A 23,620-nucleotide genomic window follows, 5' to 3' on the forward strand; every position below is an offset into this window, starting at 1 on the left:
GATGGGAATGCTGTGATATTAACTCCTAAGCCTAATTTGGCTGACCCCCTGTCTGACCACGAAGCCGAAGATGCATTCGATGGCGATTTTGCCGCCGACGACATCCTCGACGACATGGCGCCGATCGAACTCGAACTGACGCCGGACGCTTGCGGCCACCGCCTCGATAAAGTCATTTCCAGGCTGGTGCCGCAATATTCCCGCAGCCGTTTGCAACTGTGGCTGGAAGCCGGTTTCGTTACCGTCGACGGTAAAGTCGCGAAACGCAACATGACTGCCTATGGCGATGAAAAGATCGTCATTCTGCCGCAAACCGCGCCGGAAGACGAGGCTTTTAAGCCGGAAGCGATGGATTTGAACATCGTCCATGAAGATGAGCATATCATCGTGATCAATAAACCGGCCGGACTGGTGGTGCATCCGGGCGCCGGCAACTGGTCCGGCACCTTGCTCAACGGCTTGCTGCATCACTGTCCGCAACTGGCCGGCGTGCCGCGCGCGGGCATCGTGCACCGGCTCGACAAGGATACCAGCGGCTTGATGGTGGTCGGCAAGACCCTGGCGTCGCAAACCGACCTGGTGCGCCAATTGCAGGCGCGCACCGTGAAGCGTGAATATTTCGCGCTGGTATGGGGTACGCCGAAACCGGCCGGCACCATCGATGCGTCGATGGCGCGCCATCCGCGCGACCGTATCAAGATGGCGGTGTCGGAAAACTTTGCCGCCAAGCCGGCCATCACGCATTACACCTTGCTGTCGAGCGGCGAGCTGGACCGCCGTCCGGTCAGCCTGGTGTTATGTCGCCTGGAAACCGGACGCACCCACCAGATCCGCGTGCACATGCAATCGCTGGGCTTTGCGCTGGTCGGCGATGCGCTGTACGGCAAGCAGCACCTGGTCTCGGTCTTCCCGCGCCAGGCCTTGCAGGCGCGCCGGCTGGGCCTGACCCATCCGGGCAGCGGCCGGCAATGCGAATGGCTGGTGCCGCTGGCCGACGACTTTGCCGCGCTGATCGCCAGCGCCGGCATTCCCGAGCCGGAACAGGTGTAAGCATGGGTTTGCCATGATGAGTTTGCCATTGCTGCTGCCGCACTGGCCGGACTTGCCCGCTGGAATAGGGGCGCTGTCCACGCTGCGTAGCGGGGGCATCAGCCTGGCGCCGTATGGCGCGACCGATGGCAGCGGTGGCTTGAACCTGGGCCAGCATGTCGGCGACCGGCCTGAGCATGTACAGCATAACCGCGACGCGCTGGCGGCCTTGCTGCCGTCGCAGCCGGTGTGGCTGTCGCAAGTGCATGGCACCAAGGTGGTTGACGCCGCCCAGGTGGCCGGCGGCGACGTGCCGGAAGCGGACGCCAGCTTTGCGGCGGCGCCCTCGGCGGTGTGCCTGGTCATGAGCGCCGATTGTTTGCCGGTATTGTTCAGCGCGCTCGACGGCAGCGTGGTCGCGGCGGCGCACGCCGGCTGGCGCGGCCTGGCGGGCGGCGTGCTCAACCGCACCGTATCGGCCATGCGTCATGCCGGCGTGGGCGCCGGCGAGATCACCGCCTGGCTGGGACCGGCCATCGGAGCGTCGCAATTCGAGGTCGGCGCCGATGTGCTGGCCGCATTCCAGGCCGGCGCGTCGGATGACGGCGAGGCGCGGCGTGTGAAGGCGGCGTTCACGCCCATCGACGGACGTCCGGGCAAATACCTGGCCGACATCTATGCGCTGGCGCGGATTTTCCTGCGCCGCGGCGGTGTCGAACGGGTTTCGGGCGGGGAATTTTGTACCGTCAGCGATGCGGCCCGTTTTTATTCGTATCGCCGTGATGGCGTCACCGGGCGACAGGCAAGTTTGATCTGGCGCAAATAAACTGAACGGCAGACAGTGTAATGTCTGCCGTTTTTGTTTTATCTGCTTTATCTTACCGGGCTGGCGGTTCGGATGGCGCTTGTTGCCGCGCGGCTTTGCGTTTGCGCCGCCTGGAGCCGGTCAGATAGAATAGGATGGACAAGGGAACCACGCAGTAGATGAGAAACGTCATCACTCCGGCAACGATGGAGGGTTCCGTCAGGGCCATGAGGCCGACCACGTAAATCCATGCAATAGCGACGATCAGCATAAAACGGCCTTGGAAAATTTTAATTCTTAAATGGACTTAAACACTATGAATATGCCCGATCCTCAAGTGATGGCCAACGCGTGGATAGCGCAGATGAGCAATCCCGAGCAGTGGAAAACCTGGTTCAACATGGCGCCGCAGGCGCCGTCGAATCCGATCGCGGCGGTGCTGCAAGACACCGGCGCCAGCATCAAGCCTGAAGTCATCGACCGCCTGAAAGACGATTACCTGGCCAAGCTGGGCATCTTGTGGGCGCAATTCATGGCGGGCCAGATTCCGCCGCTGAACGACCGCCGCTTCGCCGCGCCGGCCTGGCGCGACAGCCCGTTGTCGGCATTCAATGCCGCATCATACCTGCTCAACGCCGAATTTCTCAACGCCCTGGCCAATGCGGTCGACGCGACCGCGCACCAAAAGCAGAAAATCCGCTTCGCCGTGCAACAAATCGTCGATGCGATGTCGCCGGCCAATTTCCTGGCGACCAATCCGGAAGCGCAGCAAAAAGTTATCGAAAGCAAGGGTGAAAGCCTGACCAAGGGCTTGAGCAATATGTTGGCCGACATGCAGAAGGGCCGCATTTCGCAATCCGATGAAACGGCCTTCGAAGTGGGCCGCAATGTCGCCACCACGCCCGGTACGGTGGTGTTTGAAAATGCGCTGTTCCAGCTGATCCAGTACACCCCGGCCACGCCGAAGGTGCACCAGCGGCCGCTGTTGATGGTGCCGCCGTGCATCAACAAGTTTTACATCCTCGACTTGCAGCCCGAAAACTCGCTGGTGCGTTACGCGGTGGAGCAGGGCAATACCGTGTTCCTGATGTCGTGGCGCAATCCCGACCAGAGCATGCAGCACACCACGTGGGACGATTACATCGAACAAGGCGTGATCCAGGCGATCCAGGTGGCCCAGGATATTTCCGGACAAGATAAACTGAACATGTTCGGCTTTTGCGTCGGCGGCACGCTGATCGCCACCGCGCTGGCGGTGCTGAAGGCGCGCGGCGAGAATCCCGCGTCCAGCCTGACCTTGCTGACCACCTTCCTCGATTTTTCCGATCCCGGCGTGCTGGAAGTGTTCATCGATGAAGCCCAGGTCAGCCTGCGCGAACAATCGCTGGCCAACGGCGGCTTGTTGCCCGGGCGCGATCTGGCCAGCACTTTTTCCAGCCTGCGGCCGAACGACCTGGTCTGGAATTACGTGCAATCGAATTATTTGAAGGGCAATGAGCCGCCGGCGTTCGATTTGCTGTACTGGAATGCCGACAGCACCGGCTTGCCCGGCCCGATGTTTTGCTGGTACCTGCGCAACACTTACCTGGAAAACAGCCTGAAGGTGCCGGGCAAGCTGACCGTGGCCGGCGAAAAAGTCGATTTGTCGAGCATCGACGCGCCGGTTTTCATCTACGGTTCGCGCGAAGACCATATCGTGCCGTGGCCGGCTGCGTATGCATCGACCTTCTTGCTGAATCCAAAGAAGGCCAAGGCCAACCGCTTCATCCTCGGCGCTTCCGGCCATATCGCCGGCGTGATCAACCCGGCGTCCAAGAAAAAGCGCAATTACTGGAGCAACGATACGGCCCGGCCAGCCCGCGCCAAGCCGCTCAGCGCCGACGACTGGTTCAGCGGCGCCACCGAACACGCCGGCAGCTGGTGGCCGGAATGGGCGCAATTCCTGGCGCAGCATGGCGGCAGCGATGTCAAGGCGCCAGCCAAGCCGGGCAACAGGAAGCACAAGGCGATCGAACCGGCGCCGGGCAGATATGTTACAGTCAGGGCTGATTGACATTTAAAGCATTGTCATTCTGGATAGGCGCGCCAGGATGGCGCCGCCTGTCCGCCAATCAGTTTAGTGACTTTTAGTTGCGTTGCAATAAAACACAGAAACTTGCATTGTTATATGCAAAATGATGGTTTTCCACTCTATAATGCCATCAGAGTAGGCAGGTGCGAAAGCGGACCGAAGTTCGCTTTTTTTTCGGATTTAATCAGTACGCGCCGCGGCGCAATAAGTGGAACTTGTGATGAGTAGTGCAAAAAAAAGTATTGACCGCCTGATCAAGAAATACCCCAACCGCCGTCTGTACGACACCCAGACCAGTTCGTACATCACGCTGACCGACGTCAAGCAGCTGGTGCTCGATAACGAGGAATTCACCGTGGTCGACGCCAAGTCGAATGACGATTTGACGCGCAGCATCTTGCTTCAGATTATCCTGGAAGAAGAGGCGAACGGCGTGCCGATGTTTTCCAGTGGCGTCTTGTCGCAAATCATCCGTTATTACGGCCATGCGATGCAGGGCATGATGGGTTCTTACCTGGAAAAGAACGTCCAGGCCTTCACCGACATCCAGCACAAATTCACTGGCGGCAGCGCCAACGGCACGTTCGAAGGCAAGCCGTTCAGTCCGGAAATGTGGACCCAGTTCATGAATGTGCAGGGGCCGATGATGCAGGGCATGATGAATAACTACATCGACCAGAGCAAAAGCCTGTTTGTGCAGATGCAAGAACAAATACAAAACCAAAGCAAGAATATCTTTGGCGCCTTCCCGTTTGTGCCGCCGGTTCCGCCAGCGGACAAGAAATAGGCGCGGTCACAGCGGCATGGCATCGAACGGCACAGGCGACTTCCCTGTGCCGTTTTTCTTTGCTGCACTGCAAAATGGCGCGCCGGCCGGGCCGGCTAAATTTAAAATATCGTTGACACTGCAAATTCTTCGCTGGTAGTATCGTTACACCTTGTGGAAGCGCTTCCACTCCCATTTCGCAGCGAAGGAGATTTTGTGAATCAAGTAGTACCAGTTTCCCTGGAAGACCAATTTTCCCCACCGGCCGACTCGGTACTGTGGAACAAAGATTTCCTGTTGGGCGTGGCCACCGCCGCTTACCAGATCGAGGGCGCCGTCGCCGAAGACGGTCGCCTGCCGTCGATCTGGGATACCTTCTCGGCCACCCCCGGCAAAGTGCTGGCCGGCGATACCGGTGCCGTCGCTTGCGACCACTACCACTTGTGGGAGCAGGATGTCGAGACGATCGCCGCGCTGAACGTCGACGCCTACCGTTTGTCGATCTCCTGGCCGCGCGTGATGGATGCGGCCGGTCAGCCTAACCGCAAGGGCATCGATTTCTACAAGAACTTGCTGCAGCGCCTGAAACAAAAGGGCTTGAAAACCTTCGTCACGCTGTACCACTGGGACTTGCCGCAATACCTGGAAGACCGTGGCGGCTGGGTCAACCGCGACACCGCTTACCGATTCGCCGAATACGCCGACCTGATGAGCCGCGAATTGACCGGCCTGGTCGATGCGTGGGCCACGCTGAACGAACCTTGGTGCTCGGCATTCCACGGCTACGGCGGCGGTCACCATGCGCCGGGCCGCGCCAACGTGCGTTACGCCACCCAGGCGATGCACCACTTGCTGCTGGGCCACGGCCTGGCGCTGCAGCACCTGCGCCGCAACGACCCGTCCGCACAAGCGGGCATCGTCGCCAACGTCGGCCGCGGCACCACCACCGGCACCAGCGCCGCCGACTTGCGCGCCGCCGAACTGTTCGAACTGCAGCACAATAACTGGGTGCTCGACCCGCTGCTGAAAAAAACCAATGCCGCCGCGTTGTGGGAACTGTGGCCGGGCGCCGAACCGCTGGTGCTGGAAGGCGACATGGACATCATCGGTGCGCCGATGGATTTCCTGGGTATCAATTACTATTTCCGCACCAACGTGGTCAGCGATGGCAAGCACGGTTTTACCGAAGTCGACCTGGAAGGCGTCGAGCGCACGCAAATGGGCTGGGAAGTGTATCCGGTCGGCTTGCGCGACTTGCTGATCGGTTTCCACAAGGAATACGATAACTTGCCGCCGATCTACATCACCGAGAACGGCACCGCGTCCGACGACCAGGTGGTCGATGGCGCAGTCAACGACCCGCGCCGCATTTCGTTCCTGAACCGCCACCTGGCGGCGGTCGATGAAGCGGTCAAGGCCGGCGTCGACGTGCGCGGTTATTTCATCTGGTCGCTGATGGACAATTTCGAATGGGCTTTCGGTTACGAGCGCCGCTTCGGCATCATCCACGTCGATTACGCGACCCAGAAGCGCACGCTGAAACGCAGCGCGCAACTGGTGGCGGATTTCCTGGCCGAGCGTAACGCCCGTCCTTGAAGGTTGTAGCAAGGTAAAAAAGTTGTATCTGGTTACGTCCTGATATGTATTTTTAATATTGGACGTTACCAATTCATTCCCAATAAAATGAGTGCCAGACACTCACAGGAGACAATATGAATAAAACCAAAAAATTGCCGGCGCAGTCGCGCTGGCCCTCGCCGCACAAGGCACCATGATGGCCCAGGCGCACGCCCAGGCGCCATTAAAAGCCACCGTGATTCACTGGTGGACTTCCGGCGGCGAATCGGCCGCGATCAAACAATTTGCCGACGCCTACAACAAGGCCGGCGGCCAGTGGATCGACCAGGCGATTGCCGGCGCTGACCAGGCCCGCGCGACCACCATCAACCGCATCGTCGGCGGCAACGCGCCGGTGGCGGCGCAATTCAATACCTCGCAACAATTCCGCGACATCGTCGAACAAGGCTTGCTGAACAACGTCGATGACGTGGCGATCAAGGGCAACTGGGACCAGATCATGCCGCCGTCGATCTTGAACGCGATCAAGATCAACGGTCACTTCTATGCCGCGCCGGTCGACATCCACATGCCGGCCTGGTTCTTCTACTCCAAGGCCGCTTTCAAGAAGGCCGGCATCGCCGACGAACCGAAAACCTGGGACGAATTCCTGGCCGACCTGGCCAAATTGAAAGCCGCCGGCATCGTGCCGCTGGCGTTTGGCGGCCAGGTATGGCAAGAAAAAATCACCTTCGACGCGATCTTCGCGATGGTCGGCGGCCAGGACCTGTACCTGAAAGTCTACCGCGACCGCGACCAGAACGCGGTCAAGTCGGACGCCTTCAAGCAAGTGCTGCTGGCCTTCAAGAAATTGCGCGGCTTCATCGATCCAGGTTCGCCTGGCCGTAACTGGAACGACGCCACCGCGATGGTCGTGACCGGCAAGGCCGGCGTGCAAATCATGGGCGACTGGGCCAAGGGCGAATTCTCGGCCGCCAAGCAAACCGCCGGCAAGGATTTCGGCTGCTTCCCGGGCTTCGGTCCGAAGTCGCCGTACATCGTCGCGGGCGACGCGTTCGTGTTCCCGAAATCGACCAATGCCGATGTGGTCAAGGCGCAAAAGCTGATGGCCACCACCATCACCTCGCCAGCCGCGCAAGTGGCGTTCAGTGCGCGCAAGGGTTCGATTCCGATCCGCGGCGACGTCGACGATTCCTCGCTGGACATTTGCGCCAGGCAGGGCATCGTGATCATGAAGGATAAAACGCGCCAGTTGCCGAATTCGGAAATGCTGACTTCCCCTGACTTGAACGGCGCGCTGCAAGACGTGCTGACCAATTTCTGGAACAAGAACCAGTCCGCCGAAGATGCGCAAAAAGCCTTTGCCAGCGCATTGAAAGAGTAATCGGCGCGCGCCTACGGAGTAAGGGGAGAGTAATTTGAGTAGCTCGAGTAAGTTAGCATCGCTGGAAGCGGCGGCGAAAACCAGGGCCGGACGCAAACGGTTTTCGTGGGCCGCCAACATCGCACTGATACCGATGGCAGTCACGGTATTGTTTGCATATATGGGAACGATGTTGTGGACCGCGCGCGTGTCGGTCAGCAGTTCGCGCACCTTTCCGGCGGACGACTTCGTCGGCGCCGCGCAATATATCCGCTTGTTCAATAACGACCGCTGGATGCTGTCGCTGCAAAACCTGCTGGTCTACGGTGTGCTGTTCATCGTGGCCTGCATGGTGATCGGCTTCCTGCTGGCGGTCTTTATCGACCAGAAAGTCGCGGCCGAAGGCGTGCTGCGCACCGTGTTCCTGTATCCGTACGCGATGTCGTTCGTGGCCACCGGCCTGATCTGGCAATGGATACTGAATCCGGAGCTGGGCATCCAGGAAGTGCTGCACAAGATGGGCTTCGAGCAGGCCCGCTTCGACTGGATCGTCAACCAGGACATGGTGATCTACACGGTGGTGATCGCCACCGTGTGGCAAGCTTCCGGGCTGGTGATGGCGCTGATGCTGTCGGGTTTGCGCGGCATCGACGAAGAGATGTGGAAAGCGGCGCGGATCGACGGCATCCCGCGCTGGCGTGTCTACCTCAGCATCGTGCTGCCGATGCTCGGGCCATCGGTCTCGACCGCTTTCGTGCTGCTGTTCGTGATGGTCATCAAGGTGTACGACGCGGTCGTCGCGATGACCCAGGGCGGTCCCGGCACCGCCAGCGAAGTGCCGGCCAAGTTCATCATGGATTACCTGTTCGGTCGCGCCAATATCGGCCTGGCGTCGGCGGCCTCGGTGGTGCTGCTGACCACCGTGCTGGCGATCGTCGCCCCCATTTTCATCGTGCGCAACCGCGCAGGCAAGGGCAAGGCCAAGAAATGAGCAGCACCGTGAATAACCATAACCATAAACCTGCCGGCCAGGCCCGGCGCGCCAGCAGTTTCACGCCAGCACGGATCGGCGTGTACGCCTTCCTGATTTGCGCGGCGCTGTTTTTCCTGCTGCCGCTGTATGTCATGCTGGTCACGTCGGTCAAGCCGATGGAAGAAATCCGCCTCGGCACGCTGTTCGCGCTGCCGATGCATATCACCTTCGAGCCGTGGAGCATGGCGTGGCAATCGGCCTGCACCGGGCTGGAATGCAACGGCATCAAGGGCGGCTTCTGGAACTCGGTCAACATCGTGGTGCCGAGCACCATCCTGTCGATCGCGGTCGGCGCCGTCAATGGCTATGCGCTGTCGTTCTGGAAACCGCGCGGCGCCGGTGTGCTGTTCGCGGTGCTGATGATGGGCGCGTTCATCCCGGTGCAGGTGATGGTGTATCCGCTGGTGCGCCTGCTGGCCGCCGCGCATCTGTTCAGCTCGCTGCCCGGCATCATCCTGATCCACACCATCTTCGGCATGCCGGTGATGACGCTGCTGTTCCGTAATTACTATGCGGCGCTGCCGCAGGAATTGTTCAAGGCGGCGCGCATCGACGGCGGCGGCTTCTGGCGCATCTTCCTGCAACTGATGCTGCCGATGTCGACCCCGGTGATCGTGGTCGCGGCCATCATGCAAGTGACCGGGATCTGGAACGACTTCCTGTTTGGCCTGGTGTTCGCCGGTTCCGACCATTTGCCGATGACGGTCCAGCTGAACAACATCATCAACACCACCACCGGCGAACGGCTGTACAACGTGAACATGGCTGCCACCATCCTGACGTCGATGGTGCCGCTGGGTCTTTATTTCATCTCCGGCCGCTGGTTCGTGCGCGGCATCGCCTCCGGCGCGGTCAAGGGCTAACAAGGTAACAAGGGTAATTATGTCTAATGTAGCTATACGCAATCTTCAGATCCAGCTTGGCGGCAATACCATCATCGATTCCCTGAATCTCGATGTGCAGGCAGGCGAATTCGTGGTCTTGCTGGGGCCTTCGGGCTGCGGCAAGTCGACCTTGTTGCACACCATCGCCGGCCTGATCGACGTCAGCGGCGGCAGCATTGAAATCAGCGGCCAGGACATGACCTGGGCCGATCCGAAAGACCGCCGCATCGCGATGGTGTTCCAGTCGTACGCCTTGTATCCGACCATGAACGTGGAGCGCAATATGTCGTTCGGCCTGCGCATCAACGGCACGCCGAAGGCGGAAATCGAACGGCGCGTCAAGCGCGCGGCCGACATGCTGCAATTGCAGCCGCTGTTGAAGCGCAAGCCGGCCGAACTGTCCGGCGGCCAGCGCCAGCGCGTGGCGATCGGCCGCGCCATCGTGCGCCAGGCCGACGTGTTCCTGTTCGACGAACCGCTGTCGAACCTGGACGCCAAGCTGCGCACCGAATTGCGCCGCGAATTGAAGCAACTGCACCAGCAGCTGGGCGCGACGATGATCTACGTGACCCACGACCAGGTCGAGGCGATGACGCTGGCGCAGCGCATGGCGGTGATGAAGGGCGGGGTGATCCAGCAATTCGACACGCCGGCCAACGTCTACCGCGAACCGGCCAACCTGTTCGTCGCGACCTTCCTCGGCTCGCCGGGCATGAATCTGTTCCGCGGCACGCTGAGCAAGCAGGGCGGCAAGGTCTTGTTCCGCAACCAGCAGGTCGAACTCGACGTCAGCGCCTATCCGTTCAGGCAGGCGCCGGCCGATGGCCAGACCTGCGTGCTGGGCGTGCGCCCCGAAGACATCGGCGTCGGCCAGGGTTTGCCGTACCAGGCCGGCATTTCGCTGGTCGAGGCGATGGGCAACCACAAGGTGGTGTGGCTGGACTTCCACGGCAACCAGATCGCCGCCGTGGTGCAGGAACAGGACGTGATCGATGCCGGCAGCACCTCATTCGAGATCCGCACCGGACAGGCGTCGCTGTTCGATGGCAGTAGTGAATTGCGCCTCTAGTCGGCGTTGTCGCTGGCGGTAAAAAAGCCGGATCGCGCAGCGCTGCGCGATCCGGCTTTTTTTGCGCTCAAGTTCGGCTCAAATCCGTGTCGACACCGATCCGCGCATCGTCACCGTGACCGGGAAGTCGCGGATGATGTCATGCCTGGTGCCGTAGCACTGGTTCAGCAGCCAGCGTACCGCGCTTTGGGTCAATTCCTGGATCGGGATATGCACCGAGGTCAGGCCCGGCGCCGAAAACGCCGCCGAGTAGTCATCGTCGTAGCCGATCACCGACACTTGTTCCGGCACCTTGATGCCGGCGCCGTGCAGGCAGGACAGCGCGCCGACCGCCATTTCATCGTTGGCGCAAAACAGGCCGGTGAACGGCTGCCGGCCGGCCAGCAGCGTGGCCGCGGAATCGAAGCCGCCCTGGCGCGAAAAGTCCGATTCGATCAGCGGCACGCCGGCGCGGGCGATGCCGTGCCTGGCCAGCTCATCGAAAAATCCCTGCAGGCGGCTCTTGTTGTCCGAGGTTTCGGACGGGCCGGAAATCACCGCAAGCTGCCGGTGGTTCGCTTCCAGCAGGGTCCTGGCCGCCGCCACGCCGCCCTGGTAATGGTCGGGGCAGAACGATGCTTCTTCCAGTTGCGGGCTGCGCCGGTTCAGGAACGCCATCTTCGGGTGCATGCGGTGCAGGTTGACCAGGTCTTCGTCGTGCAAGTCGTGGCCCAGCACGACGATGCCGTCGCAATCGCGGCCGATCAGGAACTTGACCGCCTCGATCGCCTCATCGCGCGGCGTGCCGTCGCCGCAGCCGGTGGCGACCACCACATGGCGCCGCAATGCGCGCAGCTCGATGTCGGTCTGCTTCAGGATGGTGCCGTAATAGGCGCCGAAGAACGACGGCGCGAAAATGCCGATCATGCCCAGCGACTGGGCCGAAAGCGAGCGGCCGATCGAGGACGGGCGGAAGTTGAGTTGTTCGACGGCGGCCTGTACCCGGGCCAGCGCATCGGCCGATACCGGGCCGGCGCCGGAAATGGCGCGCGACGCCGTCGACATGCCGACACCGGCGAGCACTGCGACGTCTTTCAGTGTTGCCACAAAGTCTCCTGAAACCTGCTATTCATTGGGTAGTAAATTTTATAATAAATTGAAGCGGAATGCGCCGTGCATGTGGCGTTAATATAAATTTTATATAAACTTTACGCGACACCCGGGATTATCCTCCATCCTAGCACGGATCAAGGGCGTGGAATGATGTACAATGTTCGATTGGTCTGAATTTTCCTGGCAATCAATCATGCACTCCATTTCCCGTATTCCAGTAGTCAACTCCACCCCTGACGCAGTCGTCGCCGCACCCGGCTCGGCGCCGAAAGTGGGCTTTGTGTCGCTCGGCTGCCCGAAGGCGCTGGTGGACTCCGAACAAATCCTGACCCAGCTGCGCGCCGAGGGCTACGACACGGCGAAATCGTATGACGGCGCCGACCTGGTGATCGTCAACACCTGCGGTTTCATCGACGCCGCGGTGCAGGAATCGCTGGACGCGATCGGCGAGGCGCTGGCCGAAAACGGCAAGGTCATCGTCACCGGCTGCCTGGGCGCGAAAAAAGACGCGGCGGGCGACGATATCATCATGAAAGTGCACCCGAAAGTGCTGGCCGTGACCGGCCCGCATGCGCTGGGCGAGGTGATGGACTCGGTCCATAAGTACCTGCCGAAGCCGCATGCGCCATTCATCGACCTGCTGCCGCCGCAAGGCATCAAGCTGACGCCGAAGCACTATGCCTACCTGAAAATTTCCGAAGGCTGCAACCACCGCTGCAGCTTTTGCATCATCCCGTCGATGCGCGGCGACCTGGTGTCGCGCCCGATCGCCGAATTGATGATGGAGGCGGAAAACCTGTTCAAGTCCGGCGTCAAGGAATTGCTGGTGATTTCGCAGGACACCAGCGCCTACGGCGTCGACGTCAAGTTCCGCTCCGGCTTCTGGAACGGCCGTCCGCTCAAGACCCATATGACACAGCTGACCGAAGCGCTGGGCGAGCTGGCCAAGAGCTACGGCGCCTGGGTACGGCTGCATTACGTCTACCCGTATCCGCACGTCGACCAGATCATTCCGATGATGAGCGGCGGCCATATCCTGCCTTACCTCGACATCCCGCTGCAGCACGCGCATCCGGACGTGCTGAAGCGCATGAAGCGTCCGGCCAGCGGCGAGAAAAACCTGGACCGCATCCAGGCCTGGCGCGCGATGAACCCGGATCTGACCATCCGTTCGACCTTCATCGCCGGTTTCCCCGGCGAGACCGAAGCCGAATTCGAATACCTGCTGGACTTCCTGAAGGAAGCGCAGATCGACCGCCTGGGCTGCTTCGCCTATTCGCCGGTGGAAGGCGCGACCGCCAACGAGATCGCCAACCCGGTGCCGGAAGAGGTGCGCGAGGAACGCCGCGGCCGGGTGATGCTGCTGCAAGAGGAAATCTCGAAAAAACGCCTGCAGGCCAAGGTCGGCAAGACCGTGCGCGTGCTGATCGACGAAGTCACCCGCAGCGGCGGCGTCGGCCGCTCCAGCGCCGATGCGCCGGAAATCGACGGCGTGGTGTATGTCAAGCCGCCGTACGAACCGCACCGCAAGCTGCAGGTCGGCCAGTTCGTCGACGTCACCATCACCTCGTCCGACGCGCATGATTTATGGGGCGCCGCCGAATAAACACGGTTGCATGGAATACAATAAGGGCGAACCGGCGGTATGCGGTTCGCCTTTTTTTCTTGTCCGTACCTGCCCATCATCATGACTAAAAAATCTCCACAAACCGCGCTGATCCACAGCGATTACCGGGCGCCGGCCGGTTTCGCCGCCTTTCCCGGCGCAATCCACCACGCTTCCACCGTGCTGTTCAAGAACGTCGCCGCGATGCGCTCGGGCGACTGGAAGGATAAAAGCGGCTACACCTACGGCTTGCACGGCACGCCGACCACGTTCACGCTGGAAGCGCGGCTGGCCGAGATCGAGGACGGCAAATACTGTTTGCTGGCGCCGAGCGGACTGGCGGCGATCGCGATGGTCGATTTTGCGCTGCTCAAAAGCGGCGACGACGTGCTGTTGCCGGACAATGTGTACAGCCCGAACCGCGAATTGAGCCGCTGGCTGGAACAGGATTTCGGCATCACGGCGCGCTATTACGACCCCTTGATCGGCGCCGGCATCGCCGCGCTGATCCAGCCGAACACCCGCCTGGTCTGGACCGAGTCGCCGGGATCGGTGACCATGGAAGTACCGGACCTGCCGGCCATTTGCCGGGCCGCGCGCGCGCGCGGCGTGCCGGTGGCGCTCGACAATACCTGGTCGGCCGGGCTGGCCTTGCGCGCTTTCGAGCTTGGCGTGGACATCATCATGCAGGCGCTGACCAAGTACCAGTCCGGCGGCTCGGACGTGCTGATGGGCGCGGTGATCACGCGCGACCAGGCGCTGCACGAGCGCCTCTGCATGGCCCACATGCGGCTCGGTTTCGGCGTCGGCGCCGACGATGCCTACCTGGTGCAGCGCGGCTTGCCGACCATGAAGCTGCGTTTCGACGCGCATGACAGCGCCGCCCGCAAGCTGGCGCTGTGGCTGCAGGGGCGCCCGGAAATCGCCGGCGTGCTGCATCCGGCGCTGCCGGGCTGCCCCGGCCACGACATCTGGCGGCGCGATTTCAGCGGCGCCGGCGGCCTGTTTTCGGTCATCTTCGACGCCCGTTTCAGCGAGCAGCAGACCGACCGCTTCGTCGATGCGCTGCGACTGTTCAAGATCGGCTATAGCTGGGGCGGCGTCAACAGCCTGGTGATGCCTTACCGGATGCGCCACATGCGCCCGGACTGGCAAGAGCAGGGCGTGCTGGTGCGCTTTAATGTCGGCCTGGAAGACGTCAACGACTTGATCGCCGATATCGAACAGGCCTTGGCTGTTATGCAGGCTGCAGGCGCTTGAGGCCAGGGCAGCGTGCGGCACGCTGCGGCTCGTGCCATTCGCTTTGGCGCCGGCCGGTTTATTCCGGCATCGCCTTATTGCTGTTGAGGTCGAGGAAACCCTTGATCAGGCGGTATGCTTTCCACAACCACGCGCCAGCCCAGACCAGCCAGGCCAGCGGAATGCCGATCAGCGTGACGAACAGCGCCGCACCGACCAGTACCCAGAATACATACCACCAGAAGGAGCGGATTTGCCAGCCGTGATGGCTGTACAAATAGGTGCCGGCGGTCTCGTCTCGCTTCAGGTAATTGACGATGATCGGCACGATCGACAGCAGCCCCAGCGAAAAGAAGAACGTCGCGCCGTGGATCAGGTAAAGCCACCAGACCACGTTCCTGTTCGATTCCAGCTGCGTATCCAAAACGACATCTTGCGACATGGGCGCCTCCTGTATTGTTGAATAATCAATTGTAACAGTGGTCATCGATGGGTGGCGCATGCATGCGCGTGGCGCCGCGGCCGCTTAGCTCAGCAGGTTGAGGATGCCGTCCAGTCCGACGAAATTGAGCGCCACGTCGGCCTGGGCGCGTACCACCGGCTTGGCGCGGAACGCCACCGACAGGCCGGCGATGCCCATCATTTTCAAGTCGTTGGCGCCGTCGCCCATGACGATCGCCTGCGCCGGCGAAATCCCCATTTCGCGGCACACGCGCTCGACGGTGCGCTTCTTTTCCTCGGCGTCGACGATGCCGCCGATGACTTTGCCGGTCAGCTTGCCGTCGATGATTTCGAGCTGGTTGGCGTGCGTGTAGTCGAGGCCCAGCCGCTGTTGCAGGCGCTCGGTGAAGAAGGTGAAACCGCCCGACACCAGCAGCGTTTTCAAGCCGGCCGCCTGGACCGCGGCCAGCATGGTTTCGGCGCCCATCGACAAGCGCAGGCGCTCGTCGTAGACGCGCTGCAAGGCCGATGCATCGAGACCTTCGAGCAGCGCCACGCGCTGTGCCAGGCTGGCCGCGAAATCGAGTTCGCCGCGCATCGCCGCTTCGGTGATCGCCGCCACTTCCGCCTTCAAGCCCTGCATGTCGGCGATTTCATCGATGCATTCGATGGTGATCAGCGTCGAATCCATGTCCATCGCGACCAGCTTGAATTCATCCAGCGTGCGCACGCCGATCATGTAGGTGGCGTCCAGCTGCGCCGCGTGGGCCGCCACTTCGATGGTCGAGCGCAGCGCCGGCGAATAGCTGATGCCGTCGCAGCGCAAGGCGTTCTCGCCCAGCCTGGTGGTGCCGGTCGGCGCGGTCAGCGCGGCGATCCGTTCGAGCCGCGCGGCGCTGCCGTCCAGGCCCTGCAAGACCAGGTTCATCGTGGTGTTTTTGGTGTTGTCCATGTCGCTGCCAATTGTTTGTATGCTGTTGGAGTGCCACAAGAGCGGCTGGGTTGACTATATGATACCGATAGCGCCGGCGCGCGTCCAGAATGGCGGACGCGGCCGTTTTCGGTGCCGCCGCCTCAGGCAGTCAGCTGCCTGATCGCCGACTTGATTTGCGTGACGCGGGCGGCCAGGTCCGGCATGCTGGCGGTGATTTTCAGCTTGTCCTGGCCATGCAGCTTGATGTGCCGGTTTTTCTGGATCAGCTCGATGATGCGCATCGGATCGATCGGCGGCTTCGGCATGAATTGCAGCGTGGCCGCCTCGCCGTGGGCGTCGATCTTGACGATGCCGACGGTGTTGGCGGCGATCCGCAGGCGGTGCGTCTCGACCAGCGCCTTGACGGCGTCCGGCAATTTGCCGAAACGGTCGATCAATTCTTCCTGGATGTCGTCGATCCTGTCTTGCGACGCGCAGTTGGCGAGGCGCTTGTAGATCGATAGCCGCTCGTGCACGTCGCCGCAGAAATCGGCCGGCAGCAGCGCCGGCGTATGCAGGTTGATTTCGGTGGTCGACGACAGCGGCGCGGCCAGGTCCGGCTCCTTGCCGTTCTTCAGCGAACGGACCGCCTCGTTGAGCATGTCGGAATACAGCTGGAAGCCGATTTCATGCATTTCGCCGGACTGGTTGTCGCCCAATACTTCGCCGGCGCCGCGGATTTCCAGGTCGTGCATGGCCAGGTAAAAGCCGCTGCCCAGCTCTTCCATCTGCTGGATCGCATCGAGCCGGCGCTGCGCCAGCTTGCTCAGGCCCTGCACGTCGTGCACCAGCAAATAGGCGTAGGCCTGGTGGTGCGAACGGCCGACCCGGCCGCGCAGCTGGTGCAATTGGGCCAGGCCGAACTTGTCGGCGCGGTGCATGATGATGGTGTTCGCGGTCGGCACGTCGATGCCGGTTTCGATGATGGTGGTGCACAGCAAAATGTTAAAGCGCTGGGCGACGAAGTCGCGCATCACTTTTTCCAGGTCGCGTTCATGCATCTGGCCGTGCGCCACCGCGATGCGCGCTTCCGGCAGCAGTTCGGTCAGCATCGCCATGCGGTTCTGGATGGTTTCCACCTCATTGTGCAGGAAGTAGATCTGGCCGCCGCGCTTCAATTCGCGCAGGCAGGCTTCGCGGATGATCGATTCGTTTTCGCTGCGCACGAAGGTCTTGATCGCCAGCCGTTTTTGCGGCGCGGTGGCGATGATCGAAAAGTCGCGCAAGCCTTCCAGCGCCATGCCCAGCGTGCGCGGGATCGGCGTGGCGGTCAGCGTCAGCACGTCGACCTCGGCGCGCAGCGCCTTCAGCGCTTCCTTCTGCCGCACGCCGAAGCGGTGTTCCTCGTCGATGATGACCAGGCCCAGGCGGGTAAACTTGACGTCGTCCGACAGCAGCTTGTGGGTGCCGATGACGATGTCGAGCGTGCCGTCGGCCATGCCCTTGAACGCTTGCGTGATTTCCTTGCCGCTGCGGAAGCGCGACAATTCGGCGATGCGCACCGGCCAGTCGGCGAAGCGGTCGGCGAAGGTTTGCGCATGCTGTTCGGCCAGCAGCGTGGTCGGCGCCAGGATCGCCACCTGCTTGCCGCCCATCACGGCGATGAAGGCGGCCCGCAAGGCCACTTCGGTCTTGCCGAAACCGACGTCGCCGCACACCAGCCGGTCCATCGGCTTGCCCGAGGTCATGTCCTTGATGACGTTGTTGATCGCCTCGGCCTGGTCCGGGGTTTCGTCGAAGCCGAAGCTGTCGGCGAAACGTTCGTAGTCGTGCGCCGAATAGTCGAACGAGTGGCCCTTGCGCAGCGCGCGCCGGGCATACAGGTTGAGCAGTTCGGCAGCGGTGTCGCGCACCTGGTCGGCGGCCTTTTTCTTGGCCTTTTCCCACTGGCCGGAACCGAGCGAATGCAGCGGCGCGTCTTCCGGCGAGGCGCCCGAATAGCGCGAAATCACATGCAGTTGCGACACCGGCACATACAGCTTGGTGTCCTTGGCGTATTCCAGGTGCAGGAATTCGGTCTCGCCTTCGCCCAGGTCCATGCTGGTCAGGCCCATGTAGCGCCCGATGCCGTGGTTGATGTGCACCACCGGGTCGCCGATCTTCAGCTCCGACAGGTCGCGCACCATCGATTCGACCTGGGTCGCGCCTTCCTGTTTTTTCTTGCCGGCGCGCCGGCCGGAACCGGCATACAGCTCGGTTTCGGTGATGAAGACCAGGTTGCCGTCCGGCGTGAACAGTTCAAAGCCGGCGTGCAGCGGCGCCACGCCGAGCATCAGCCTGGCATCGGCGTGCGCGAAGCCCTCGTAGCCTTCGACCGGGGCCAGGTCCAGCTGGTATTCGGTGAAATACTGTTGCAGGGTTTCGCGGCGGCCGTTCGACTCGGCGCAAATCATCACGCGCCGGCCCGGCTGCAGCAGGTAGCCGCGCAAATTGGCCAGCGGGTCGTCGGCGCGGCGGTTGACGGCGATATTCGGCACCGGCGCCGACAATTCCGACGTCATCCCCTGGTCATCCTTGGCGATCGCCCAGCGGCCGAACGGCTTGGCCAGCGCAAAGAAATGCTCGTCGCTGAGGAATAGCGCTTCCGGCGCCAGGATCGGGCGCTCGCGGTCGGCTTTCAGGAAGCGGTAGCGCGACTGGGTGTCGACCCAGAAACGGCGGATCGCCTGGTCGATGTCGCCCACCAGGGCCAGCGCCGCGTCTTGCGGCAGGTAGTCGAACAGCGTGGCGGTGTCGTCGAAAAACAGCGGCAGATAATATTCGATGCCGGCCGAGGCGATGCCGCTGCTGATGTCCTTGTAGACCACCGAGCGCGACGGATCGCCTTCGAACTGTTCGCGCCAACGGCTGCGGAAGGTGGTGCGCGCCGCTTCATCCATCGGGAATTCGCGGCCCGGCAGCAGGCGCACCTGGTTGACCGGGTACAGCGAGCGCTGGGTGTCGGCGTCGAAGGTACGGATGGTGTCGATGGTGTCGCCGAACAGGTCGAGCCGGTACGGCAGCGCGGACCCCATCGGGAACAGGTCGAGCAAGCCGCCGCGCACCGAATATTCGCCGGGCGACATCACTTGCGACACATGGGTGTAGCCGGCCAGCGTCAGCTGCGACTTCAGGCGCGCTTCGTCGAGCTTTTCGCCCTTCTTGAAAAAGAAGGTGTAGGCGGCCAGGAACGACGGCGGCGCCAGCCGCACCAGCGCGGTGGTGGCCGGCACGATCAGCACGTCGCAGTGGCGGTTCTGGACTTCATGCAGCGTCGCCAGGCGTTCCGAGACCAGGTCCTGGTGCGGCGAAAAAGCGTCGTAGGGCAGGGTTTCCCAGTCGGGCAGCAAGTGGCAGCGCAAGGCGCCGGCCGCGAACCACGGGATTTCATCGAGCAGGCGCTGGCCGTCGCTGGCGCTGGCGACGATCACGGCCAGCATCCGGCCCTGCGATTTCAGTTCAAGCGCGGCGGCCGCCAGCGCATGGGCGTCGGACGAGCCGTACAGCGCCGGCAGGACAAACCGGCTGCCGGCTTTGGGAAACGATTTTTTTAAGTCAAATGACATGCAGGCGATGACACTCACGGTAAAAGGGCAGGGGAGGCGCCTGGCCGGATCGGCGGCGCCGTGACAATCATCATTATAGTCCCTGAGTGACGATGCCGCGTTCGTCAGGGGTATGGTTTCCTGTGGCGTGTACTTGTTTTTTAAAAATGATTTATTTGGTAGACAAGCGCAAATTCGTGGCGTAAAGTTGCCACATAGCACAAAAATAATTGTCGCCCAAGCATACCATGCTGCGGCGCCTGGGCCGCAGGTCCAGGTTGTCGATCCAGTCACAGTCGCCATATCCACTTGCTGGATTTTTTTTGGCAGACGATTGGAAGCGGTTCCATTTTAATGGGGCCGGAATCCGGACTAGCCATCGGTGATACCGACCAGCCGTCTTTCATTGCACAGAATCTTCACGGGACGACCACGTCGCTTCCGTGGCGGTAACCAGCCTCCCTGCACAGGGGGGGATTGCAGTATCCACTTCACATCGATGAGGAGACATTTTTTTGAAAACGACTATAGGGAAATTCCTGGCGTTTTGCGCGCTGGGTGGGATGCTTGCCGCGTGCGGCGGCAGCGATAGCGGAGGCGGCGGATCGAAAGTGCTGGCGCAAAGCAATGCGCAGCAGGCTGATGCGGCGCTGGCCGCGATCACGCCGGGCGGCGTGTACACGCTGGTCAATCCGAACAGCGGCAAGGCGCTGCAACCGGCCGGCGGCGCTTCCGCCGACGGCACCGTGACGCAGATTTTCACGGCCAACGGCACGGCGGCGCAACAGTGGCAAATCGTCAGCAATGCCAACGGCACTTACACCTTGTTGAACCAGAACGGCGGCAAGGCGCTCGACGTGCTTGGCGCGGCGACGCCCGATTCCAGCCCGGTCGGCATTTATGCCAGCAACGGCACTGGCGCGCAGCAGTGGCAAATCAACGCCAATGCGGATGGCACGCATACGCTGATCAATCAAAACAGCGGCAAGGCATTGCATGTAAGCAACTCGGGAACCGCCAACGGCAGCGCCGTGCAGATTTTTACCAGCAATGGCAGCGCGGCGCAGAAATGGCAGCTGACGCCGGCTGCCGGCGGCGCGGCGCCGGACTTCGGTCCGAACGTGCTGATCTTCGACCCGAGCATGAGCGCGGCGACCATCCAGGCGAAAGTGGACCAGGTCTACGGCCAGCAGCGCACCAACCAGTTCGGCAACGAACGTTATGCGCTGCTGTTCAAGCCGGGCACCTATAGCACTGCCGTCAACGTCGGTTTTTATACCCACGTGGCGGGCCTGGGCTTGAGCCCGGACGACACCCACATCAACGGCGGCACGATACAGGTCGACGCATCCTGGTTCGGCGGCAATGCGACGCAAAACTTCTGGCGTTCGGTGGAAAACATTTCGCTGACACCAAGCGGCGGCACCAGCATGTGGGCCGTGTCGCAAGCAGCGCCGATGCGCCGCATGCATATCAAGGGCAACCTGGCGCTGGCCGACAACGGCGGCTGGTCGAGCGGCGGCTTCATGTCCGATTCGCTGATCGACGGCACCGTCAATTCGCAAAGCCAGCAGCAATGGCTGTCGCGTAACTCGAAATGGGGCAACTGGGTCAGCGCGGTATGGAATATGGTGTTTGTCGGCAGTGTCAACGCACCGGCATCGACTTTCCCCAACCCGCCGAACACGACGATCGCCCTGACGCCGCAAGTGCGCGAAAAACCATTCCTGACGGTCGACGGCGCCGGCAACTACAGCGTGTTCGTGCCTGCGCTGCGCACCAATAGCCAAGGCATCACCTGGACCAATGGCGTCGGTCCTGGCCAGTCGCTGCCGATCAGCCAGTTTTATATCGCGCGCGCCAATACCGACACCGCCGCCACCCTCAACGCGGCGCTGAGCCAAGGCAAGCATCTGCTGCTGACGCCGGGCATCTACAAATTGAACGATACGCTGCGCGTCAACAACGCCAACACCGTGGTGCTCGGCCTCGGCCTGGCCACGCTGACCCCGACCACCGGCTTGTCCGCGATGAACGTGGCCGACGTCGATGGCGTGTCGATCGCCGGCGTGCTGTTCGATGCCGGCGTCAATAATTCGCCGGTGTTGCTCGATGTCGGTCCGGTCGGCAGCAACGCCAGCCATGCCGCCAATCCAACCGTGCTGTTCGACACCTTCTTCCGCGTCGGCGGTGCCGAGCCAGGCAAGGCCACCATCAGCCTGCGTATCAACAGCCGCCACGTGATCGGCGACAATTTGTGGATCTGGCGCGCCGACCATGGCAGAGAGGGCGTGGTCAACCACGGCTGGACGATCAATCCGGCCGACAACGGCCTGACCGTCAACGGCGCCGATGTCACCATTTACGGCCTGGCGGTCGAGCATTACCAGAAATACCAGACGCTGTGGAATGGCGAACGCGGCAAGGTCTATTTCTACCAGAGCGAAGCGCCGTACGACGTGCCGAACCAGAATGCGTGGATGGATGGCAGCCGCAACGGTTATGCCTCGTACAAGGTGGCCGATCATGTGACCAGCCACCAGGCATGGGGCGTGGGCGTGTATTGCTACTTCAATGTCAATCCAAGCATCAAGCTGCACAACGCGTTTGAAGTGCCGGCCTCCGGCCTGAACGGCGCGATGATGCACAATATGACCACCGTGTCGCTGGGCGGCGTGGGCGAAATCACCCACATCCTCAACGGCTTGGGCGATACGGTCAACCCGGCGCAGAACAACGCGGTGCTGGTGCAGTAATCTTCTGTAGTTGAATCAAAGGCGCGCCGGCGGTCCGCGGCGCGCTTTTTTTATCTGCCGCGTCGTCAGGCCGCGAGCAAGTTGGCGATACCGAACGGCACATGCACCATCGGGATGGTGCCGCCGGCCGATTTCAGGTGGCTGATCTGGTCGTCGAAAAAGATGTGCGGCTTGAACACTTCCAGCACCCGCGCCTTTTCCATTCCTCCCAGGAAGAAGGTCTCGTCCGCCGCGACGCCCCAGCTTTTCAGCGTGGTCACCACGCGTTCGTGCGACGGCGCATTGCGCGCCGTGATGATGGCGATGCGCAACACTTTCTTATAAGCGGGATCGTCGCGCTGGCGCTGCTGTTCCAGCTGCTGCATGCCGGCCAGTTTTTGAAACAGGTCGGCCAGCGGTCCCGGCCGATGCGGCGTGCCGGCGTTCAAGGTTTCGTGGGCATGGAATTCGTCGACGTCGTTATTGCGCTTGAACACACTCTCGGATTCATCGTCGGCGATCACGCCGTCGAAGTCGAACGCCACCCGCAACTCGGTATCCTCTTCATCGTCTTCGGTGCGCGACGGCAGCACCAGTCCGGCCGGAAACTTGTTGGCCAGCGCATTGCGCACATCTTCCTCGTTGGCGCTGAGGAACAAGGACGCATTAAAGGCCGGTAAATACGGGTAGGGAGATTGTCCCGTGACAAATGCCGCGCGTGAAATATCCAGACCGTAATGGGCGATCGAGCGCATCACGCGCAAGCCGGTTTCGGGCGAATTGCGCGAAAACAGCACGACTTCGACCGGCGCCTGCTGCTCGAAATGCCGGTTGATGCTGAGGAAGCGCCGGATGAAGGGGAACGCCACGCCCCGTTCGAGGATGTTGTCGAGGTGGCTTTCCTGGTATTGGCGGTAGGCCTCGGCGCCGCTGTCGAGGTAAACCTGGTGCGATGCGCTGAGGTCGAACAAGGCGCTCGATGCGATGCCGATCACGAGTTTGCGCTCGATGGGATATGCCATGGGGATGCCTGGGGTAGTTTGCCTGACCAGCATCTTAAGCTAATCAAGGATAAATATGTATCCGCAGCAGGAATCAAACTTTTAAAGGTTTTTTAAAGTTTTTATTAAGTAACTAAAACCGGCTAACGTTAAGCAAGCTGCGCCCAAAATACTCTATGCGACATTTTCTGGCGCTTGAAATGGCCGGCAGCCTGATGCCGGTGCTTGTTATATGGCTGCGCCGAAATAAGCGCTTTACAGTGGTTGTTTAAACAAGTAAGCAAATCTTTGCAAAAGTTAACGCGACAGCACAAGCTTGATAACTCAAACTGCTTGACTCGGTGCGCGCATGCGAGGTCGTTTGAAATAATCCGACGCCTTCAATTTCTTTAAAACGATAGGGTGGCAAGT

Annotated in this window: 18 protein-coding genes; 12 read left to right on the top strand and 6 right to left on the bottom strand. The window is 61.4% G+C overall.

What is annotated here, in order from left to right; all coding sequences use genetic code 11:
- Positions 1-36 precede the first annotated feature (36 nt).
- Together GJA_RS09950 and pgeF are read left to right on the top strand one after the other, a co-directional pair.
- Positions 37-1,050: an RluA family pseudouridine synthase gene (locus tag GJA_RS09950; protein WP_144241472.1), complete on the top strand. Its 1,014-nt coding sequence runs from the start codon at positions 37-39 to the stop codon at positions 1,048-1,050.
- Between the two features lie 16 nt (positions 1,051-1,066).
- Complete coding sequence (gene pgeF / locus GJA_RS09955) at positions 1,067-1,855, top strand: peptidoglycan editing factor PgeF (RefSeq protein WP_081905625.1); 789 nt, start codon at positions 1,067-1,069, stop codon at positions 1,853-1,855.
- A 52-nt stretch (positions 1,856-1,907) separates the two neighbouring features.
- Here the strand turns inward: pgeF and GJA_RS09960 are convergent, their stop codons facing one another.
- A complete protein-coding gene (locus GJA_RS09960; RefSeq protein ID WP_038491618.1) occupies positions 1,908-2,105 on the bottom strand; it encodes a hypothetical protein in 198 nt (65 codons plus the stop codon).
- A 45-nt stretch (positions 2,106-2,150) separates the two neighbouring features.
- On the opposite strand from GJA_RS09960, the gene phaC reads away from it, so the two are divergent.
- The 7 genes from phaC to GJA_RS09995 all read left to right on the top strand — a co-directional run bounded on the left by phaC (position 2,151) and on the right by GJA_RS09995 (position 10,598).
- Positions 2,151-3,887, top strand: coding sequence for a class I poly(R)-hydroxyalkanoic acid synthase (phaC, locus tag GJA_RS09965; protein ID WP_038491621.1), 1,737 nt, complete (start codon positions 2,151-2,153; stop codon positions 3,885-3,887).
- 238 nt (positions 3,888-4,125) lie between these two features.
- The gene (phaR, locus tag GJA_RS09970) at positions 4,126-4,692 is read left to right on the top strand and encodes a polyhydroxyalkanoate synthesis repressor PhaR (protein ID WP_038491624.1); all 567 of its coding nucleotides are present in this window, start codon (positions 4,126-4,128) and stop codon (positions 4,690-4,692) included.
- A gap of 195 nt (positions 4,693-4,887) precedes the next feature.
- Complete coding sequence (locus GJA_RS09975) at positions 4,888-6,267, top strand: GH1 family beta-glucosidase (protein ID WP_038491627.1); 1,380 nt, start codon at positions 4,888-4,890, stop codon at positions 6,265-6,267.
- A gap of 175 nt (positions 6,268-6,442) precedes the next feature.
- On the top strand, positions 6,443-7,633 hold the full coding sequence (locus GJA_RS09980; RefSeq protein WP_081905320.1) for an ABC transporter substrate-binding protein: 1,191 nt from the start codon (positions 6,443-6,445) through the stop codon (positions 7,631-7,633).
- Between the two features lie 133 nt (positions 7,634-7,766).
- Positions 7,767-8,603 (top strand): carbohydrate ABC transporter permease, encoded by an 837-nt coding sequence (locus tag GJA_RS09985; protein WP_081905321.1) that lies wholly within the window; start codon positions 7,767-7,769, stop codon positions 8,601-8,603.
- Positions 8,600-9,508, top strand: a complete 909-nt coding sequence (locus tag GJA_RS09990; RefSeq protein WP_038491632.1) for a carbohydrate ABC transporter permease — start codon at positions 8,600-8,602, stop codon at positions 9,506-9,508. Before GJA_RS09985 ends, GJA_RS09990 begins: the two co-directional genes overlap by 4 nt.
- 19 nt (positions 9,509-9,527) lie before the next feature.
- A complete protein-coding gene (locus tag GJA_RS09995; RefSeq protein ID WP_038491635.1) occupies positions 9,528-10,598 on the top strand; it encodes an ABC transporter ATP-binding protein in 1,071 nt (356 codons plus the stop codon).
- A gap of 78 nt (positions 10,599-10,676) precedes the next feature.
- On the opposite strand, the gene GJA_RS10000 is transcribed toward GJA_RS09995, so the two are convergent.
- A complete protein-coding gene (locus tag GJA_RS10000; protein WP_038491637.1) occupies positions 10,677-11,684 on the bottom strand; it encodes a LacI family DNA-binding transcriptional regulator in 1,008 nt (335 codons plus the stop codon).
- Between the two features lie 199 nt (positions 11,685-11,883).
- On the opposite strand from GJA_RS10000, the gene rimO reads away from it, so the two are divergent.
- Both rimO and GJA_RS10010 read left to right on the top strand, forming a co-directional pair.
- On the top strand, positions 11,884-13,296 hold the full coding sequence (gene rimO / locus GJA_RS10005) for a 30S ribosomal protein S12 methylthiotransferase RimO (protein ID WP_038499324.1): 1,413 nt from the start codon (positions 11,884-11,886) through the stop codon (positions 13,294-13,296).
- 81 nt (positions 13,297-13,377) lie between these two features.
- Positions 13,378-14,556 carry a cystathionine beta-lyase gene (locus tag GJA_RS10010; protein ID WP_038499327.1) on the top strand — a complete coding sequence of 393 codons (1,179 nt, stop codon included), beginning with the start codon at positions 13,378-13,380 and terminating at the stop codon, positions 14,554-14,556.
- Positions 14,557-14,614: 58 nt separating this feature from the next.
- Here the strand turns inward: GJA_RS10010 and GJA_RS10015 are convergent, their stop codons facing one another.
- The 3 genes from GJA_RS10015 to mfd form a co-directional block, all read right to left on the bottom strand.
- Positions 14,615-14,977: a DUF4870 family protein gene (locus tag GJA_RS10015; RefSeq protein ID WP_038491640.1), complete on the bottom strand. Its 363-nt coding sequence runs from the start codon at positions 14,975-14,977 to the stop codon at positions 14,615-14,617.
- A gap of 84 nt (positions 14,978-15,061) precedes the next feature.
- Complete coding sequence (gene serB / locus GJA_RS10020) at positions 15,062-15,904, bottom strand: phosphoserine phosphatase SerB (protein ID WP_038499330.1); 843 nt, start codon at positions 15,902-15,904, stop codon at positions 15,062-15,064.
- Between the two features lie 146 nt (positions 15,905-16,050).
- Positions 16,051-19,494 (bottom strand): transcription-repair coupling factor, encoded by a 3,444-nt coding sequence (gene mfd / locus GJA_RS10025; protein ID WP_038499334.1) that lies wholly within the window; start codon positions 19,492-19,494, stop codon positions 16,051-16,053.
- Between the two features lie 494 nt (positions 19,495-19,988).
- Here mfd and GJA_RS10030 point away from each other — a divergent pair, with 494 nt between their 5' ends.
- Positions 19,989-22,229, top strand: a complete 2,241-nt coding sequence (locus tag GJA_RS10030; RefSeq protein WP_144241473.1) for an RICIN domain-containing protein — start codon at positions 19,989-19,991, stop codon at positions 22,227-22,229.
- A 65-nt stretch (positions 22,230-22,294) separates the two neighbouring features.
- Here the strand turns inward: GJA_RS10030 and GJA_RS10035 are convergent, their stop codons facing one another.
- A complete protein-coding gene (locus tag GJA_RS10035) occupies positions 22,295-23,230 on the bottom strand; it encodes a 5'-nucleotidase (RefSeq protein WP_038491643.1) in 936 nt (311 codons plus the stop codon).
- Between the last annotated feature and the right edge of the window lie 390 nt (positions 23,231-23,620).

It is taken from the genome of Janthinobacterium agaricidamnosum NBRC 102515 = DSM 9628 (assembly GCF_000723165.1).
Classification (GTDB): domain Bacteria; phylum Pseudomonadota; class Gammaproteobacteria; order Burkholderiales; family Burkholderiaceae_D; genus Janthinobacterium; species Janthinobacterium agaricidamnosum.